This is a genomic window from Arthrobacter sp. AG1021 (assembly GCF_003633665.1).
Taxonomy (GTDB): Bacteria; Actinomycetota; Actinomycetes; order Actinomycetales; family Micrococcaceae; genus Glutamicibacter; species Glutamicibacter soli.
This window is the reverse complement of the sequence record NZ_RBLB01000008.1, coordinates 136530-153751: the sequence shown is the minus strand read 5'-3', so window position 1 is coordinate 153751 and position 17222 is coordinate 136530. Positions and strand designations below refer to the sequence as shown.

The following is a 17222-nucleotide window of genomic DNA, read 5'->3' as shown; positions in this document are numbered from 1 at the left end:
CGTGCCGGAGGTGAACACCAGCGGTATTCCCAGTGAACTGGCACCTAGGCGGTCAGCCCGAAACCGCCGACCATCTGCAGGAATTCGCCCTCGGAGATGATGGACACGCGCTGGCCCTTTTCGCGCAGGCGCAGCACGTGTTTGGCCTTGTTGGTCAGCCGGCCGGTGGCCAGATCCTGCGGGACGAAGCCGTCGCCGACCACCAGTGCGGTGGTGGCGCGGGTGACGCGGGATGCCGACTGGGCGCCGTGCTCGGCCGCCATTTCCTTGGCCTTGGGCCGCGGCAGGCTCAGGTTGCCGGTGAACACGATGACCTGGCCGTAGAGCGGGTGGCTGGGATCCGAATCCAGGTTCGGCTGCGGGTTGGGGCCTTCCTGCGGCCAGTTGCCGAACTCACCCTGCGGGGGCAGCAGGTTGCCGGAGGCAAGCCAGCCCTGCGCGTCGCGGGTGGCACGGGAAAGCGCGTCGCCCGGGTTCCAGGCCTGGGTCAGGCCAAGCCCCACGCGGTAGTGGTCGGCGGTCTGCAGCACCGAGCTGGTGCCGCTGCGCTCGGCCATGTCGATCATCGCCCAGGCGCAGGCCACGGAGTCGGCGAGCGCCTCGTGGTGGTTCTCGATGGGATGGCCGGCTTCCTCGGCCACGAACGGCAACGAGTAGCTGGGCAGGTCGTAGGCCTTGCGGGAGAGCTTGACGGTGCACAGGTGCGCGATCTGCGGCACCGGGCGCTCGCTGGCCTCGGAAGCCGCGCGGATCACCCCGGAGTCGAAGGCGGAATTGTGCGCCACGAGCACGTCGGAGCCGACGAAGTCCAGCAGGTCAGGCAGCTTCGTATCCACGCGCGGAGCGTCGGCGACCATGTCTGCGGTGATGTGGTGGATGGAGACGTTGCGCGGGTCGAAATGGTCGAACCCTGCCGGCGGCTTCATGAGCCATTGCTCGGTTTCAACGATGCGCCCGGAGCGTACCTTGACCAGGCCGACCGAGCAGGCCGAGCCGATAAAACCGTTTGCTGTCTCAAAATCTACTGCAGTGAAGTCCAAAGCCACGCCACACAGTTTACTCTGCTTTGCAGCTCCTGGCTGTGACGCAGGCCCGGTGGGGCGCGCTCCCGGCGGCACCTTCTCGTGGGCGGGCGGGTTGCGGGCCGAGTTGCCAAGGTGCCGCTCCAGATCCCCGCATCTTCGTGTTGACCAGTGTTTTCATCGGTATTCGGACGGCCTGCCGGGCCGCGACTACTTTCTGGTTTCCGCATCCACCCCGCAAGGCGTCTCACATGGCCGCACGACGAGCGGGCATGGCAACGGCGGACCGGGGTCCTGCCGCATTCCGCACAGGCTTCCCGGTCCGCCGTATCTCCAGGACTTCGTCTCCCGTGCCCTAGATGGTGGCCTTGCGCAGGGTCAGGTAGGACGATCCCGCCAGCAGGACGGCCAGTCCTGCGCCGAGTGCAGTGACCCCCGCCGCGGTCCAGCCTGCCAGCCAGCGGCCGACCTCGGGCCAGCTTTCGGTCAGCGTGATCAGCGCAACCGTTCCCAGCAGGGCAAGCCCCAGTCCGATGGTGAAGACCAGCACTCCGGTGGTCCGCCAGCGCATGTACAGCGTCGCGGCGTAGAAGCCGACCATGAACAGCAGCACCGTGAGCATGAAGTAGAACAAGATCTGCGTCAGCCAGTTGTTCTCGGCGATCCACTGCAGGGCGAAGAACCGGCCGTCCACTCCCCAGCCACCTGTGGCCTCCTCCAGCAGGCCCATCAGGTAGTAGAAGACTGCCAGCACCATGGCGCAGCCGCCGAACAGCGCGAGAGTTCCCAGGTAGAAGCTGCGCCGCGAGACGCTCATGGCCATCGCGAACGGGAAGGTGAGCGTCAGGGCCTGGATGCCGAGGGCCAGGAAGTACCACATGGGCGCCTGGGCACCTCCGCCGTAGAGGGTTCCTTCGCCTCCGCCGCGGCGTACCAGGTACCATACGGCTAGGGTGAACAGGAACGATCCGGCCAGCACGATCAGGGGGATGCCGATGAACGTCCACTTGTTGATCAGTTGCATGCGTGCGACTTTCATGATGCGGCTCATTTGATGGCCTGCCTCTCGGTAGTCTTTTCCCGGTCCGATTGGGAGCTCAGCGTGCTGCGGACCACCAGCTGCTGCAGCGATACGGGGCTGAGTTCCAGCCCCAGGATCTGCGCCCGTTCGCGCTGTTCGGCGGTGAGCCGGGCGCGGATGGAAATACTGGCCAGCGAGCCCAGTGCATCGCGGTGGATGACCGGGTAGCCGGCGATGAATTCCTCGACCTTCTGGGCGCTGCCGGTGACGGTGACGGCCGCGCCCTGCAGATCCTCGGCCTCGGAATCGATGATGATCCTGCCCTGGTCGATCACGATCACGTGCTCCAGCAGGTTGGCGACCTCGTCGATCAGGTGGCTGGAGAGCACGATGGTGCGCGGGTGCTGCGCGAAGTCCTCGACCAGGCGGTCGTAGAAGATCTGCCGGGCCACGGCGTCCAGTCCCAGGTAGGGCTCGTCGAAAAAGGTGATCTCGGCACGCGAGGCCATCCCGATGATCACGCCCACCGCGGAAAGCTGGCCGCGCGAGAGTTTCTTGATCCGCCGATTGAGCGGAAGGTTGAAGGCCTTCACCAGGTCCTGGGCGAGCTGCTCGTTCCAGTTCTCGAAGAAGATAGCCGCGGCGCTGAATGCCTGTCGGACCTTGAAATCGTCAGGGTACTTCTGCGATTCGCGGATGAAGCACAGCCGCTCCAAGGTGGGGTCATGCTCAAAGGGCGTGTGCCCGAAAATTTCAGCCGTGCCCCGGTCCGCGAAGTTCTGCCCGGTGAGGATGGACATCAACGTGGTTTTGCCCGCTCCGTTGCGTCCGAGCAGCCCGTAGATCCGGTTCGGCGCGAGATTGAGGCTGACCCCATCCAGCGCCCTGACATCCTTGTAGGTCTTGGCCAGGTCCCGGGTGGTGATGGCTGGTGTTTCACTCATGGCTCATTCCTGCCTGTGCTTCTAAGTCCGGCGGTGTTAACCGGCCGAGGTTGATTTGATCATGGCAATCAGTTCATCCATTTCGATCCCGAGCTTGGCCGCTTCGGCGGTCAAGGGGGTGACGAACTGTTTGGCGAAGTGTTCCCGGCGGCTGCTGCGCAGCTTGGCCGGCGCGCCCTGGGCGACGAACATTCCGATGCCCCTTTTCTTGTACAAAAGCCCCTCTTCCACCAGCCTGTTGATGCCCTTGGCGGCGGTTGCCGGGTTGATCCGGTAGAAGGCGGCGAACTCGTTGGTGGATGGAACCTGCGACTCTTCGGGCAGGGTTCCGGAAATGATGTCGTTTTCGATCAGTTCGGAAATCTGCATGAAGATCGGCTTGGAATCATCGATCATCTTTGCTCCTCTCCACGCCCGATCCCACACCTTACTTAGTGGGTTCGTTACTCATGTAACTAACCATAGGACCTTGGCAATGGTGACGCAATACCTCGGGGCGAATGGATTCTAAGAATTCTCAAACTGCTTGCTCAAGCAAAGTCGTCCAACGCCCGGATTCCCGCGGAAATCCAGCGATTCCATTCACAGCAAAAAGCTCCGCCGGAAGCCCGTTGACCCGCATCTGACCTGCGCCTTAGGTGTTTCAGGAGGCAGCCAAAGAAAGCACACAGTCACTGGTACAAAGCTGAAAGCGCCCCTCCCCAACGTCCCCTCCAAGGAAGAAACCCCATGAATATCCTGCTTTTCGCCGCCGTGGACCTGGTAGCCATCGCGGTGCTGGCCATCGGCCTCTACCTGCCCCGGCATCGACGACGCGATCTGGTGGTGTCCTACTTCGGCATCAACGTCGGCGTTTTCGCCGTGGCCGCGGCCCTATCCGGCAGTTCCGTCGGCATCGGCATGGGACTCGGCCTGTTCGGCGTTCTGTCGATCATCCGCCTGCGTTCCACCGAGCTTGAGCAGCATGAGATCGCCTACTACTTCTGTGCCCTGGCCATCGGCCTGATTGCGGGCATGGCCCCGGATCCGCTGTGGCTGCCGATCGCGCTGATCGCGCTGATCCTGCTGGTCATGTTCGCCGCCGACGGCTCCAAGGTGCTGCCCCGCTACCGACACCAGGAAATCGTCCTGGACCGGGCCTTGGGCGGCGACGAGGAGCTGCACGCCTATCTGTCCTCGGTCCTTCCCGGTGCCTGGATCCACCAGTGCACGGTGCAGCAGGTGGATCTGGTCAATGACAAAACGATCGTCAAGGTCCGCTTCTCCGCCGCCGCGCCGTCCAGCGGGCTTGGCGGCCCTGCTTCGGCCAGACCCGTTCCGCCGCTGCCGCGCACGAAGCCGGCCGGCACCGCACTGACCGCCGAAAACCATGAAGCCATCTCCCAGGAGTCGCGATGAACCGGGAAACCGTCATGGATTGGGTCCATCAGCTTCCCTCCATCACCTTGGAGGAGCTCAACGACAACGCGGCGCTGCAAACCCGTGTCGACCGCAAGTACATCCTCACCGCAGCGCAAGCAGGTCAGCTGCTTCCGGTGCTGGCCGCCGGGGCCCAGGTGCTGCAGATCGACCAGCTGCGCAGTTTCAGGTACTCGTCGGTCTACTTCGACACCCCCGAATTGGCCAGCTTCCACCTCGCGGCCCACCCGCGGCGGCGGCGCTTCAAGGTCCGCACCCGAAGCTACCTGGACACCGGAGCCTGTTTCCTGGAAGTCAAGACCGAAGGCGCACGGGAGCAGACGGTCAAGGAGCGCATCGAACACAACCCGGCTGAACGCAGCAATTTGGACGCCGAAGCCCGCGACTACGTCCGGCAGACGCTGGAGCACGAACTGGGCGACTGCCGAATCGACGTTGAACTGCTCGCACCGGTCATCGAGTCCTCCTACCGGCGCACCACGCTCTACCGGGCCGAATCCGGCAGCCGCGTCACGATCGACGAGCAGCTGCGCTGGGCCGATCCGCTCGGGCGCGGCCTGCTGCGCTGCAACGAGGTGGTGCTGGAGACCAAGTCGGCGCTGAATGCCGGGGAGGTCGACCGGCTGCTGTGGCGCCACGGGGTGCGCCCCTCGCGCATCTCCAAGTTCGCCACCGGAATGGGCCTGCTGCACGCAGGGCTCCCGGCGAACCGCTGGCACCAGAGCACCAAATACAAGATCACCACCGAGTTTTCCCTCCAGGACTAGGAGCACGGAACATGTATCCCCGCGACAAATTCACGCATTCCGCCCCCGACGGTCCCCGGCGCGGCGCCCGCAACCTGATGACCATGGCCGCGACGCTGTCCATCGCCGCCATGGCGCTGGCCGGATGCAGCCCGGTCCCCGGCGCCCAGGCCTCCGACGGCATCGTCAACACCCAGGTCAGCGCCGAGACCGCGAGCTTCTTCAACAGCGACTCGGTGCACGAGATCAACGTCGAGGCCGACGAGCAGGACGTGGCCGCAGCGCTGGAGGCCTATGAGTCGGAGCAGTCCAAGGAATGGATCAGCGCAACCGTCACCATCGACGGCACCGTATTCCTGAACGCCGGCCTGCGGCTGAAGGGCAATTCCACGCTGCGCCAGGCGGACACCGGTTCGGACCCGCAGGACCTGCCCTGGCAGATCCGGCTGGACAAATTCGTCGACGGCCAGAGCTACGCGGGCCGCACGCAGTTCGTGGTGCGCACCAACACCTCGCAGACCTCGCTGAACGAGGCAGTGGCGCTGGCGTTGCTCGGCGAGGCGGGGCTGGCCACCGAGCAGGCGGCGGCCACCCGGTTCATGCTGAACGGCTCCGCGGCCCAGCTCCGGCTGGTCATCGACAATCCCTCCGATGAGTTGTACAGCGCGGCGGTGTTCACCGGCGAAGGCATCACCTACAAGGCCGATTCCAGCGGCGACTACTCCTACCGAGGCGCCAGCGGCAGCGACTACGACAGCGCCTTCAGCGTGGAGTCAGGGGCCGAGGACCTGACGCCGATCGCCGAGTTCCTGGACTTCGTGAACAACTCCTCCGACGCGGACTTCGCCGCACAGCTGGCCGAGCACCTGGACGTCGACCAGTTCGCGACCTATCTGGCGATGCAGGACCTGGTCGCGAATTCCGATGACATCGACGGGCCGGGCAACAACTCGTTCCTGCGCTACGACACCTCCAGCGGCACGATGACCGTGGTCGCGTGGGACCAGAACCTGTCCTTCGGCGGCATGGGTGGCATGGGCAGTGCTCGCGGCGACGCCGACGGCCCAGTCGGGAGCGGCCCGGGGACCGACGCGATGCTCGAACGCTTCCTTCCCGCCGGCGCGGATGTGCAGGCGGCGACGGCGCAGATCACGCAGGGAATCTTGCCCGAGGGCGCGGCCCTGCCCGAAGGCATGAAGCTCACCGGGGACACCACCTTGCTGCAGGTGCTGCAGCAGCTGGCCAAGGGCGAGATGCCCGCCGGCCTGTCACTGCAGGACGGGCAGGGCCCCGGGCAGCAGGACGCAGGCGGATCTGCCGACCCCGGGGCGCAGGGCGACGGGCAGGGCGATCTCCAGGCAGGGCGCCCGCGCGCAGCGAACGACAATCCGCTGGTCACCCGGTTCCTGGCCAACACGGACTTCAGTGCCAAGGTCGAACAGGCGAAAACCGAACTGACCGCGAAGCTCTACGATTCGGGGGCGGCGCAGCAGATCCTGGACACCTGGAGCGCGCTGCTCACCAGCCAGGCAGACGACCTGGTCGACGCGGATACGGTGGCATCGGAGGCGGAAGCGATCAGCGCCTACTTCACCAAGGACACCGGCTCGGGCGCGGGCCAGGCGCCGGGTCTGGTTCCAGGCCAGGCTCCGCAACGCGGTTCCCGGCAGGACGAGGCGACGTAAAACACGGCGGACCCCGACTCCGGCCAGTCCTGAACCATCCAGGGGCAGGAAAAAATCCGGCATCCCGCCGCTGCGAGGCGGAAGGATGCCGGATTGTGATTTTGCAGCCGGCTGCTAGCGGGCGGCGAGCGCCCTGGTCACCTCGTCGATGATCACCGGCAGCAGCGCGGCGAACGCGCGGGCGCGGTGCGAGATGGCGTTCTTCTCCTCGGGGGTGTGCTCGGCCATGGTCTTGCCGGAGCCCTCGGGTTCGAAGATCGGGTCGTAGCCGAAGCCGTGGGATCCGGCGCGCTGGGTGCGCAGCACTCCGGCCGAGGCGCCCAGTTCCACGTGCTCGGCACCGGCCGGGGTGGCCAGCGCGGCGGCGCAGACGAACTGCGCGGCGCGGTGCTCTGCGCCGATATCCCCCAGCTGAGCGAGCAGCAGGTCGATGTTCGCCTCGTCGTCGCCGTGCACGCCCGACCAGCGGGCGGAGAAGATGCCCGGGGCGCCGCCCAGCACGTCGACGCTCAGCCCGGAGTCGTCGGCCAGCGCGATCAGCCCGCTGGAGGCGGCGACCTCGCGGGCCTTCTTCAGCGCGTTGCCGGCGAAGGTGACCTGGTCCTCGACCGGGTCGCTGGCCCCGGCGGCGGCGGCGTCGATCACTTGGGTGTCGACGTCCAGCCCCGGCACCTTGCCGCGCAGCAGCTCGCGCAGTTCGCGCAGCTTGCCGGCGTTGTGCGAGGCCAGGACCAGCACGGGCGCGCTCACTGGGCGGCCCGCAGGGTCTCCCGCTGGATCTGCGCGAGCTCGTTGGTGCCGCCCAGGGCGAGGTCCAGCAGCGCGTCCAGCTCGGCGCGCTTGAACGGCGCGCCCTCGGCGGTGCCCTGCACCTCGACGAAGTCGCCGGAGCCGGTGACCACGACGTTCATGTCGGTCTCCGCGCGCACGTCTTCCTCGTAGGGCAGGTCAAGCATCGGGGTGCCGTCGATGATGCCCACCGAGATGGCGGCGACCGAGTCGGTCAGCACCTTGGCGTTCTGCTTCAGGATGCCCTGGGAGCGGGCCCACTCAATGGCCTCGGCCAGCGCCACATAGGCACCGGTGATCGCGGCGGTGCGGGTGCCGCCGTCGGCCTGCAGCACGTCGCAGTCGAGCACGATGGTGTTCTCGCCCAGCTGCTTGGTGTCCACCACGGCGCGCAGCGAGCGGCCGATCAGGCGGGAGATCTCATGGGTGCGCCCGGAGAGCTTGCCCTTGACCGATTCGCGGGAGTTGCGGGTGTTGGTGGCACGCGGGAGCATGGCGTATTCGGCGGTGACCCAGCCGGTGCCCTCGCCCTTCAGCCAGCGCGGCACGCCTTCGGTGAACGACGCGGTGCACAGCACGCGCGTGTTGCCGAATTCGATCAGGGCCGAGCCTTCGGCCTGGGCGGACCAGCCGCGGGTGATGGTAATGTCTCGAAGTTGCGCGGCGCCTCGGCCGTCGGCACGTAAAGTCATGCTTCCATCCTATCCACTGGCCGGGCTCCGCCGCGCACATCGGGCCTACGCTTCGGGGTGGATCACCACACAGCAGCGCCCCTCGGCGGGGCTGAGCTCGGCGCGCCGCGCATCGCAGCGGCATCCGGCGAGCACCCCGGAGACCAGCTCCTGGTTCATCGAGCAGACCATCTGGGTCTGGTGCTGGGCCACCAGGTGGAAGGGGCAGTTGGCCATGGTGATGTCGCCGTTCTCCTCCTGCACCGGCTCGTAGCCCAGCTCGCGCAGCAGCTGCATCAAGTTCTCGCCCGACTCCCCCAGCTCGATCCCCGCGCTGCGCGCGGCGGCCAGCAGCGCACCCATCACGACGCCGCTGCTATCGCTCGCGGCAGCGGTGGCCAGCAGGCTTCCGAGCAGCCGGTAGTTGCGCGGTGGCACGGTCAGCGAGATCTCCTGCTGCGCAGGCTCGTAAAGCTTGGCCGGACGGCCGGCGCCGGGCCCGGTTTTCCCCTGCAGCCGGGCATAGGTAGTCGCGAGCAGCCCTGCCTCGCTCAGGTTGTCCAGGTGGTAGGCGGCCAGCGTGCGGCTGATCCCGGCGGCGGCCGCCGCCTCGTCCCGGCTAACCGGCTCGCTACGGGAAAGGACGTAGTCGAAGAGGCGGCGGCGCACCGGATCCGTCAGCGTTTTGAGCATTTGCTGGGTCATGGGTTTCTGCATCTTCGACATGACCGAATTCTATCAACAATAGATCTTGACAAATAGGGTTAAGCGGAGAATTCTAAGATGCACATACATTAGTTTTAGAGGGTGGTGATCATGAATGCTGCCTACAGCGGACGTCTCCCTGCGTCCCTGGCCCCGGCAACTTTTGGTGCGCGGATCTTCAGTGATCCGTCGTTCGGTGCGTTCTGGATCTTGCGCATCGGTTTTGTCCTCCTGCCGCTGCTGATGGGCGTGGACAAGTTCATCAACGGCATGACCTACTGGCCGGACTACCTGGCCCCGTGGGTTCTCTCGCTGCTGCCGTTCTCGGCGGCCACGGCGATGTACCTGGTCGGGGCGGTGGAGATCATCGCAGGCATCGCGATCGCGATCAAGCCGCGCTATGCCAGCTACATCGTTGCCCTCTGGCTGCTTGGCATCATCGTGAACCTGTTGCTGCTCGGCGGCGTGCTGGATGTCGCCCTGCGCGATGTCGGGCTGCTCGTCGCGGCGCTGGCGCTCTCCCGCCTCGCCGCGGAATTCGATCCGCCCTTCGGTGCGCGCCAGCGGAAGGCACGCACCTCATGAATCCACTCGACCAACTCGACGAGACCTTGGCCGAGGTGGAGGAACTCGACGGGCAGGCTCCCGGCCTGCCCACCCGGGTGCTGTCTCCTCAGCAGGCCGGGGAAATGGACCTCGCGGCCGCCGAACACGCCGCCGGCGAATTCCTGCGCGCGCTGGGCATGGACCTGGGCGCGGTGCATCTGCAGCGCACCCCCGCCCGCATGGCGCAAGCCTGGGCGCAGATGCTGACCCCGCGCGACTTCACCTTCACGACATTCCCCAACGAGGAGCACTACGACCAGCTGGTGGTGCTGCGCGATATTCCGGTTCGCTCGGTGTGCGAGCACCACCTGCACCCCTTCACCGGGCGGGCCGGCGTGGGCTACCTGCCCGGCGAGCGCAGCGTGGGCCTGTCGAAGCTGGCGCGCATCGTCGAGCACTTCGCCTGCCGTCCGCAGACCCAGGAACGGCTGACCCAGCAGATCGCCGATTGGCTGCGCAAGGTGCTGAGCCCGCGGGCGGTCGGAGTGGTGATCTCCGCCGAGCATTCGTGCATGAGCCTGCGCGGGGCCAACACCCCGGGCACCAGCACGGTGACCTCCGCCCTGCTCGGGCACCTGCGGGACAACGCCGGCGCACGGCAGGAATTCCTGTCCTTCTCCGGCCTGATGAACAACTGAGATTCCGGCTCGACAGCGCTTTGCCCGGACTGCACGCCTAGTGAAAGGAACATCCAATGAGCAGCGATGGACATCTGGTGATCGTCGGCGGCGGGTTGGCCGCGGCAAAGAGCGCAGAGCACCTGCGGCTGCAGGGCTACACGGGGCCGGTCACGATCTTCGCCGGCGAGGACCACCTGCCCTACGAGCGCCCGCCGTTTTCCAAGGACTACCTGCAGGGCAAGTCTGAGTTCGACCAGGCGCTGGTGCACCCCAAGCAGTGGTACGCGGTCAACCACGTCAATGTCCGGCAGGCAACCAGCGTCGTGGCGCTCGACCCGGTGGACAAGAAGCTGCGGACCTCGGCCGGGGACACAGTGGACTGGGACACCCTGATCCTCGCCACCGGTTCCGTCCCGCGCCGCCTGCCGCTGCCCGGCACCGACGCTCAGAACGTCTACTACCTGCGCACCGTCGAGGACTCCACCGCGATCCGCGAGCACTTCGGGCCCGGCCGGCGGCTGGTGCTCATCGGCGGCGGCTGGATCGGACTCGAGGTCGCCGCCGCAGCGCAACTGGCAGGAACCGAGGTGACCATCCTGGAGGGAGCCGCGCAGCCGCTGCTGGCGGTGCTCGGCCCGGAGATCTCCTCGCACTTCGCCAAGCTGCACACCGACCACGGGGTCAACCTGCGCTGCAGCGTGAAGATCACCGAGGTCGCCACCCAGAACGGCAGGGCCGCCGGGGTCCTGCTGGCCGACGGCGAGGTGGTGCCGGCCGATGCGGTGGTCATCGGCATCGGCGTCGCCCCGCAGATCGAGCTGGCGCAGGCCGCCGGGCTGAAAACGGAGAACGGCGTGCTGGTGGATTCCGCGCTGCAGAGCAGCAATCCGGACATCTACGCGGTGGGCGACATCGCGAACCACAACCATCCGGTCCTTGAACGCCGGGTGCGCGTGGAGCACTGGGCCACCGCGCTGAACCAGCCGGCCGCCGTGGCGGCGAGCATCACCGGCACACGCACCGAATACACGGAGCTGCCCTATTTCTTCAGCGACCAGTACGACTTGGGTATGGAGTACATCGGGCACGCGCCCCACGGATCCTACGACCGCATCATCGTGCGCGGGGATCCATCAGTGCGCGAATTCATGGCGTTCTGGGTCAATGCCCGGAACCAGGTGCTCGCCTGCATGAACGTGAACATCTGGGATGTCATGGACGACTTCAAGGCGCTGATCCTGTCCCGGAAGGGCGTTGATCCGGCCAAGCTCGCCGATCCGTCAGTTCCCTTGGGCGATCTGTTCTAGGAGATCCGGTCAGGCACCATCAGGTTAAAGCAGTCGGCCATCCGGAACCTCCCTTCTGGGAAGTCCCGGATGGCCGATTGCCTTGGCCGGCAGCCAGCGGCTACATGCTCGCGCAGTGCTCCGTGGACGGCGCGGCTGCCTTCTGCTTGGCGCGCGGGACGATCTTGTCGAAGACCCAGGCGAAAACGAAGGTGTAGATCAGGAAGAAGACCAGCAGGCCTGCTTCCAGCATCAGCGCCTCAAGAATCGTGACGCCGAGGATGAGCGCGAGGATGGGGACCAGGATGACCACCAGTCCGCCCTCGAAGCCCAGCGCGTGGGCAATGCGGCGGCGCAGCGTGCGCTGGGTGTTGTCCTGCCGCTGCTCCCACGCGTCGAACATCATGTTGAAGAGGTAGTTCCAGATCAGCGCGACCGCCGAGGAAACGACTGCGACGGTGGATGAATGCGATCCGGAAAACCCGAGAAGCGAAAGGCCGAAGGTGGTCGCGACAATGGCGATGAGCTCATAGCTGACGACGTAAACAACCCGGCGAAGCGTGGCGGACACGAAAATCTCTCCCAATACGTTGATGCCACAGGAAGTCCTCGATGAGGTTTCGCGTCCATGGTCAGTGAATAAACCGGCAAGGCGGCGGTAATCCTGCCTGCCCTGCTGATTTAACGCTAGCACCAAGGAAACACCGGGGCATTAACTGGTAATCAAGCTCACCACCTACGCATTAACTCATCAGGCCCGAAACCGGTGATACCGGTTCCGGGCCTGATGCGCGTTGCCGCGTTGCTACTTCTTGCGCTTGAGCAGCGGGAACTTGCGGGTCTTCTCGTACTTGACCACCGGCAGCGTACCGGTTTCCGAGACGATGTAGTCGGTGCCGCGGTCGCCCTTGAACAGCTCCGGATCCTTGCCGTCCTTCAGGCTGCCCGAGTACACGCCGTAAGTGACACCGGAAACCGCCACGGCGATGCCGCGGTCGTAGGTTTCCCGAGCCTCTTCGACCACCTTGTTGATGTCGGTCCACACCGGGATGTGGGTCAGCAGCATGCGTTCGGCCTGCGCGGCGGTCGCCATTTCGCCGGCGCGCTTGCCGGTCAGGTGCACGCCGTCGATCGCGTCGTCGCGGCCTTCCTCGAAGGCTGCCTCGCACAGGAACATGTCCGCCTTGTGGGCTGCATCGACCAGGCCCTGGCAGGTGTCGGTGTCGCCCGAATAGGTGAGCACGCTGGTCATGATCTCGCCCTCGGGGGTCGGTTCGCGAGCCTCCACGCGCAGGGCGTAGGCCTCCTCGATCGGGTGGCGTACCGGGTACGGGGTGATCGTGAACGGTCCAAGGTGCACCGGCGTCAGCGGCTCCCAGACCTGGAAGTTGTAGTCCTGGTGCATGGTGTCGCCCTCGGGCAGCCCGTAGGCGGTCTCGATGCGGTTGGCCGTGTCGGCCGGGCCGTGCACCAGCATCTTCTCGCGGCCCCAGCCGGTGGGATCCCAGCGGATCGCCACGTGCAGGCCGCACAAGTCCATGCAGTGATCCGGATGAAGGTGCGAGATCATGATCCCGTCGATGTCCTTCAGATCGGTGTAGCGCTGCAGGACGCCGAGCGCGCCGGAGCCCAGATCCAGCAGGATCTTCCAGTCACGCGTGCCATCAAAGGCCGACACCAGGTAGCAGGACGCGGGAGAGCCCGGCCCCGGGAACGACCCGGTGCATCCAATGATGGTCAACTTCATTCGGTTCTCGCTTTCGACGCGGCGATCATCTGCGGGGTAATCCGCGCGATGGCTCCTGTCGGATAGTGGGCGGCCACATGGTCCACATGGCGCACCTGCAATACCTCGGGGCCGAGGAAGCGGCGTGCCAGTATCCCAAAGCTATCAGCGTTGCCCGTCGCAAGGAATTCGTGACGCGCCGTCGCCCCGTCCTCGCGGACCAGGGAATGCTTGGTCAGCGCCCTGAACGCGTCCTTGGCGGTCTCCTCCGCGGAGGACACCAGGGTCACCGAATCCCCCATCACGTAGGAGATCACGCCGGTGAGCAGCGGGTAGTGGGTGCAGCCCAGGATCAGCGTGTCCACGCCCTTGGCCTGCAGCGGGGCCAGGTACTCCTCGGCGATGCCCAGCAGCTCCGGTCCGGCGGTGATGCCGGATTCGACGAACTCCACGAACCGCGGGCACGCCACGGAGGTCACTTCCAGGTTCGGGGCGGCGGCGAAGGCGTCCTCGTAGGCGCGCGAGCCCACGGTGGCCTGGGTGCCGATGATGCCGATCTTGCCGTTCTTGGTGCCTGCCACCGCGCGGCGCACGGCCGGCTGGATGACCTCGACCACGGGGATGCCGTAGCGGGCGGTGTAGCGTTCACGGGCGTCGCGCAGCACCGCGGCGGAGGCCGAGTTGCAGGCGATGACCAGCAGCTTCACCCCGGCGTCCACCAGTTCGTCCATCACGCCCAGCGCGTTCGCGCGCACCTGGGCGATGGGCAGCGGGCCGTAGGGAGAGTTCTTGGTGTCCCCGACGTAGATCAGCGACTCCCCGGGCAGCTGGTCGATGATGGCGCGCGCGACGGTCAGCCCGCCCACGCCCGAGTCGAAGATGCCGATGGGGGTGTCGGCGTCCGGTGCGGAAACCTGTCCGGTGGCGAAAAATGAGTTCACGTGTCCTAGTACTCCGCATTCATCAGCGCGTGCATCAAGGTGTCCTGCACCCAGGAAACCAGGTTGTAGACCAGGCCCAGGTATTCCTCCGGGGTGGTCACGTCCTTGGCGTCGTTGATCTGCGAGATGCGCTCGGAGTCCGCCTCGCTGCGGATTTCCAGCCGCTCGGAGAGCACCAGGCGCACGTCGTTCAGCGCCTGGGCGAAACGCCGGGCCCCGGCCGGGTCGAGCACGATCTTGTCGGTTTCCAGCAGGAATTGCGCCTCGCGCAGCCGGCCGATCTTCTCACCGATCAGATCCGATTCGGTCAGCCGGCGGTGCTCCTCGGCAACCTGCGGGTCATCGCTCGCGTCGGGCAGCAGCCGGGCCAGCGCCGGGTCGCTGATCGGCGGCAGCTTCAAGTCCGCCGGGCGCATGCCGGTCAGCGCGTACAGCGGATCGATGTCCTCGGGCAGGCGGTGCATCTCGGCGCGCTCTTCGAGCATGTGGATGATGTCGGAAAAGAGGTCGCGCAGCAGCTTGCGCTCGGCCGAATGCAGCGAGCCGGAGATGCCCCACGAGCCGTACTTGAAGGCTTTCGCCACGCCTAGGCCTCCTGGGTCATGGTGGCCTGCAGTCCGAATCCGTGCATGGCGTGCACGTCGGACTCGATCGCCTCGCGCGCGCCGCTGCGCACGGTGCAGAAGCCGTCGTGATGCACCTGGAGCATCAGCTTGTCGGCTTTTTCCGGGCTGAAACCGAAGTACGAGCGGAACACGTAGGACACGTAGCTCATCAGGTTGACGGGGTCGTTCCACACGATCAGGCGCCAGGCCTTCTCGGTGGATTCCCGGATCTCAGGGGAGGAAAGTACATCGGGCATTGCGGTCATGCCAACCATTTTACGCCCGCTTCCTGAGCGCGGCGCCGTCCGCCCCGAATCACGGCAAAGCGGTCAGCCGTTATACAGTAAAAGCTGGTTCGCCTCCCAGGAGGCGGCAGAGTCCAGAGCACACACACGATTCAGGAGCGTTCATGCGCACCAGCCTCTTCACCGACCACTACGAGCTGACCATGCTGCAGGCCGCCTTGGCCTCCGGCGCGGCGCACCGCCCGAGCGTGTTTGAAGCCTTCTCCCGCCGGCTGCCCGAGGGTCGGCGCTACGGCGTGGTCGGCGGCACCGGCCGCCTGCTCGAAGGACTGGCCGACTTCCACTTCGGCGATGACGAGTTGAAGTTCCTCTCGGACAACAAGGTCGTGAATGCCGAGACCCTGAAGTACCTGGAGAACTTCACCTTCACCGGCACCATCACCGGCTACGCCGAGGGCGAGCTGTACTTCCCGAACTCGCCGCTGCTCATGGTCGAGTCCACCTTTGCCGAAGCCTGCGTGATCGAGACCTACCTGCTCTCGGTGATGAACCACGACTCGGCCATCGCCTCCGCCGCCTCGCGCATGATCGCCTCCGCCGCGAACCGCCCGTGCATCGAGATGGGCTCGCGCCGCACCCACGAGGAATCCGCGGTCGCCGCGGCCCGCGCCGCGATCATCGCCGGCTTCGACTCCACCTCCAATCTGGAGGCCGGGGCCCGCTACGGCTTGAAGACCGTGGGCACCTCCGCGCACTCTTTCACCCTGCTGCACGACACCGAGCGCGCGGCTTTCGAAGCGCAGGTCGCCTCGCTGGGCCGCGACACCATCCTGCTGGTGGACACCTACGACGTGGAAACCGGCGTGCGCACCGCGGTGGAGGTGGCCGGTCCCGAGCTGGGCGGCGTGCGCCTGGACTCGGGAGACCTGGTCCAGCAGGCCGGCTGGGTGCGCGCCCTGCTGGACGATCTGGGCAACTGGAACACCAAGATCACCGTCACCTCGGACCTGGACGAATACGCCATCGCCGCGCTGGCCAGCGCCCCGGTGGACTCCTACGGCGTGGGCACCGCCCTGGTCACCGGTTCCGGCCACCCGACCGCCTCCATGGTCTACAAGCTGGTCTCCCGGCAGAACGACGCCGGCGACTGGATCCCGGTGGCCAAGGCCGCCGCGAACAAGGCCAGCGTGGGCGGACGCAAGTACGCGGTGCGCGAGCTGAACGAGCGCGGCCGCGCCGTCGCCGAGGTCGTCTCCACCTCCGAGCACACCACCGGCGGGCCCGAGCGCGACCTGATGGTCCCGCTGGTGGTCAACGGCGAGATCGATGCTTCGTTCATCGGCCCGCAGGGCGTGGCCAAGGCCGCCGCGCGGCACCGCGCCTCGATCCAGGAAATGCCCGGCGAGGCCCGCAAGCTGCAGCGCGGCGAACCGGTCATCCCCACCGTCATGGTGCGCAGCTAACCCGCACCCGATGCCCACCACACGCACAGCGGCGGGCGTTAAGATCCATCCACCCGAGCGTTATACCGCCACGCCCCAAGGAGGCTGCCATGAACCGCGCCCTGCTGATCATCGACGTGCAACCGGACTTCTGCGAAGGAGGTGCGCTGGCCGTGGCCGGGGGCAACCTGGTCGCCGCGGGCATCGCCGGGGACGTGCGCTCGCGCCGCGCAAGCTACGCCGCGATCGCCACCACCCAGGACTGGCACATCGATCCCGGGGCGCACTTCTCGCAGGAGCCGGACTTCATCGACTCCTGGCCGGTGCACTGCGTGGCAGGGAGCGACGGGGCGGCCCTGCACCCGCAGATCGCCGGGCTCCAAGTCGACGCGCATTTCGCCAAGGGCCGCTTCGCCGCCGCCTACTCGGGCTTCGAGGCGCGCCGGCTCGACCCGGCCGCCGACCCCGCCGACGAGTCCGGTGCGCTGCTGGGCGACTGGCTCACCGAACGCGGCATCACCGCCGTGGACGTGGTGGGCCTGGCCGCCGACTACTGTGTGCGCGCCACCGCCCTGGACGCGGCCGCGGCGGGCTTCGCCACCACCGTGCTCGCCCCGCTGACCGCCGCGGTTTCCCCGGAGAACATGCCGGCGGTGAACGACCAGCTGCGCGCCGCCGGGGTCACGGTGCTGACCCTGGGCTAGCTTTCCCCTCCACGCTCCTGCGGCAGTCCGCCGCCGGTTTTCCGG

At 66.6% G+C, this 17222-nt stretch carries 19 protein-coding genes and 1 pseudogene; 8 read left to right on the top strand and 12 right to left on the bottom strand.

Going from position 1 to position 17222, the window contains the following annotated elements:
* Positions 1–44 precede the first annotated feature (44 nt).
* From DFO58_RS09235 to DFO58_RS09220, 4 genes are all read right to left on the bottom strand, one after another.
* On the bottom strand, positions 45–1046 hold the full coding sequence (locus tag DFO58_RS09235; protein WP_120990316.1) for an exonuclease domain-containing protein: 1002 nt from the start codon (positions 1044–1046) through the stop codon (positions 45–47).
* Between the two features lie 331 nt (positions 1047–1377).
* Complete coding sequence (locus DFO58_RS09230) at positions 1378–2061, bottom strand: hypothetical protein (RefSeq protein WP_231735970.1); 684 nt, start codon at positions 2059–2061, stop codon at positions 1378–1380.
* 8 nt (positions 2062–2069) lie between these two features.
* Entirely contained in the window at positions 2070–2987 is a 918-nt protein-coding gene (locus DFO58_RS09225; RefSeq protein ID WP_120990314.1) for an ABC transporter ATP-binding protein, read from the bottom strand.
* A gap of 36 nt (positions 2988–3023) precedes the next feature.
* Positions 3024–3383 carry a GntR family transcriptional regulator gene (locus DFO58_RS09220; protein ID WP_047118773.1) on the bottom strand — a complete coding sequence of 120 codons (360 nt, stop codon included), beginning with the start codon at positions 3381–3383 and terminating at the stop codon, positions 3024–3026.
* A 333-nt stretch (positions 3384–3716) separates the two neighbouring features.
* On the opposite strand from DFO58_RS09220, the gene DFO58_RS09215 reads away from it, so the two are divergent.
* Genes DFO58_RS09215 through DFO58_RS09205 form a run of 3 tightly spaced genes read left to right on the top strand, consistent with a single transcriptional unit; the run spans position 3717 to position 6837 of the window.
* Positions 3717–4385 carry a DUF4956 domain-containing protein gene (locus DFO58_RS09215; RefSeq protein ID WP_120990312.1) on the top strand — a complete coding sequence of 223 codons (669 nt, stop codon included), beginning with the start codon at positions 3717–3719 and terminating at the stop codon, positions 4383–4385.
* Complete coding sequence (locus DFO58_RS09210) at positions 4382–5173, top strand: polyphosphate polymerase domain-containing protein (RefSeq protein WP_286163542.1); 792 nt, start codon at positions 4382–4384, stop codon at positions 5171–5173. The genes DFO58_RS09215 and DFO58_RS09210 overlap by 4 nt, the downstream gene beginning before the upstream one ends.
* A gap of 11 nt (positions 5174–5184) precedes the next feature.
* Entirely contained in the window at positions 5185–6837 is a 1653-nt protein-coding gene (locus DFO58_RS09205; protein WP_120990310.1) for a CotH kinase family protein, read from the top strand.
* Between the two features lie 114 nt (positions 6838–6951).
* Here the strand turns inward: DFO58_RS09205 and rdgB are convergent, their stop codons facing one another.
* The 3 genes from rdgB to DFO58_RS09190 are packed head-to-tail and all read right to left on the bottom strand — an operon-like array spanning position 6952 to position 9023.
* A complete protein-coding gene (gene rdgB, locus DFO58_RS09200) occupies positions 6952–7587 on the bottom strand; it encodes an RdgB/HAM1 family non-canonical purine NTP pyrophosphatase (protein ID WP_120990308.1) in 636 nt (211 codons plus the stop codon).
* Positions 7584–8318: a ribonuclease PH gene (rph, locus tag DFO58_RS09195; protein ID WP_047118770.1), complete on the bottom strand. Its 735-nt coding sequence runs from the start codon at positions 8316–8318 to the stop codon at positions 7584–7586. Before rph ends, rdgB begins: the two co-directional genes overlap by 4 nt.
* A gap of 45 nt (positions 8319–8363) precedes the next feature.
* Complete coding sequence (locus tag DFO58_RS09190; protein WP_120990306.1) at positions 8364–9023, bottom strand: helix-turn-helix domain-containing protein; 660 nt, start codon at positions 9021–9023, stop codon at positions 8364–8366.
* Positions 9024–9113: 90 nt separating this feature from the next.
* Between DFO58_RS09190 and DFO58_RS09185 the strand changes: the two genes are divergently transcribed.
* From DFO58_RS09185 to DFO58_RS09175, 3 genes are all read left to right on the top strand, one after another.
* Entirely contained in the window at positions 9114–9587 is a 474-nt protein-coding gene (locus DFO58_RS09185; protein ID WP_286163541.1) for a hypothetical protein, read from the top strand.
* Between the two features lie 104 nt (positions 9588–9691).
* Positions 9692–10246, top strand: a complete 555-nt coding sequence (gene folE, locus DFO58_RS09180; RefSeq protein ID WP_053799365.1) for a GTP cyclohydrolase I — start codon at positions 9692–9694, stop codon at positions 10244–10246.
* A gap of 56 nt (positions 10247–10302) precedes the next feature.
* Complete coding sequence (locus DFO58_RS09175) at positions 10303–11535, top strand: FAD-dependent oxidoreductase (protein ID WP_120990302.1); 1233 nt, start codon at positions 10303–10305, stop codon at positions 11533–11535.
* A gap of 100 nt (positions 11536–11635) precedes the next feature.
* On the opposite strand, the gene DFO58_RS09170 is transcribed toward DFO58_RS09175, so the two are convergent.
* The 5 genes and pseudogenes from DFO58_RS09170 to clpS all read right to left on the bottom strand — a co-directional run bounded on the left by DFO58_RS09170 (position 11636) and on the right by clpS (position 15052).
* Positions 11636–12085, bottom strand: a complete 450-nt coding sequence (locus DFO58_RS09170) for a PACE efflux transporter (protein ID WP_113608149.1) — start codon at positions 12083–12085, stop codon at positions 11636–11638.
* Between the two features lie 381 nt (positions 12086–12466).
* Positions 12467–13261: pseudogene (locus DFO58_RS09165) on the bottom strand (MBL fold metallo-hydrolase); the annotation flags it as partial.
* Positions 13258–14181 (bottom strand): glutamate racemase, encoded by a 924-nt coding sequence (gene murI / locus DFO58_RS09160; protein ID WP_053797803.1) that lies wholly within the window; start codon positions 14179–14181, stop codon positions 13258–13260. The pseudogene DFO58_RS09165 and the gene murI, both read right to left, overlap by 4 nt.
* Positions 14182–14186: 5 nt before the next feature.
* Positions 14187–14765 (bottom strand): DUF2017 domain-containing protein, encoded by a 579-nt coding sequence (locus DFO58_RS09155; RefSeq protein ID WP_120990300.1) that lies wholly within the window; start codon positions 14763–14765, stop codon positions 14187–14189.
* Positions 14766–14767: 2 nt separating this feature from the next.
* Positions 14768–15052 carry an ATP-dependent Clp protease adapter ClpS gene (clpS, locus tag DFO58_RS09150; RefSeq protein WP_047120652.1) on the bottom strand — a complete coding sequence of 95 codons (285 nt, stop codon included), beginning with the start codon at positions 15050–15052 and terminating at the stop codon, positions 14768–14770.
* Between the two features lie 143 nt (positions 15053–15195).
* Here clpS and DFO58_RS09145 point away from each other — a divergent pair, with 143 nt between their 5' ends.
* Both DFO58_RS09145 and DFO58_RS09140 read left to right on the top strand, forming a co-directional pair.
* Complete coding sequence (locus tag DFO58_RS09145; RefSeq protein ID WP_120990298.1) at positions 15196–16494, top strand: nicotinate phosphoribosyltransferase; 1299 nt, start codon at positions 15196–15198, stop codon at positions 16492–16494.
* A gap of 89 nt (positions 16495–16583) precedes the next feature.
* Positions 16584–17177, top strand: coding sequence for an isochorismatase family protein (locus DFO58_RS09140; protein WP_120990296.1), 594 nt, complete (start codon positions 16584–16586; stop codon positions 17175–17177).
* Positions 17178–17222 lie beyond the last annotated feature (45 nt).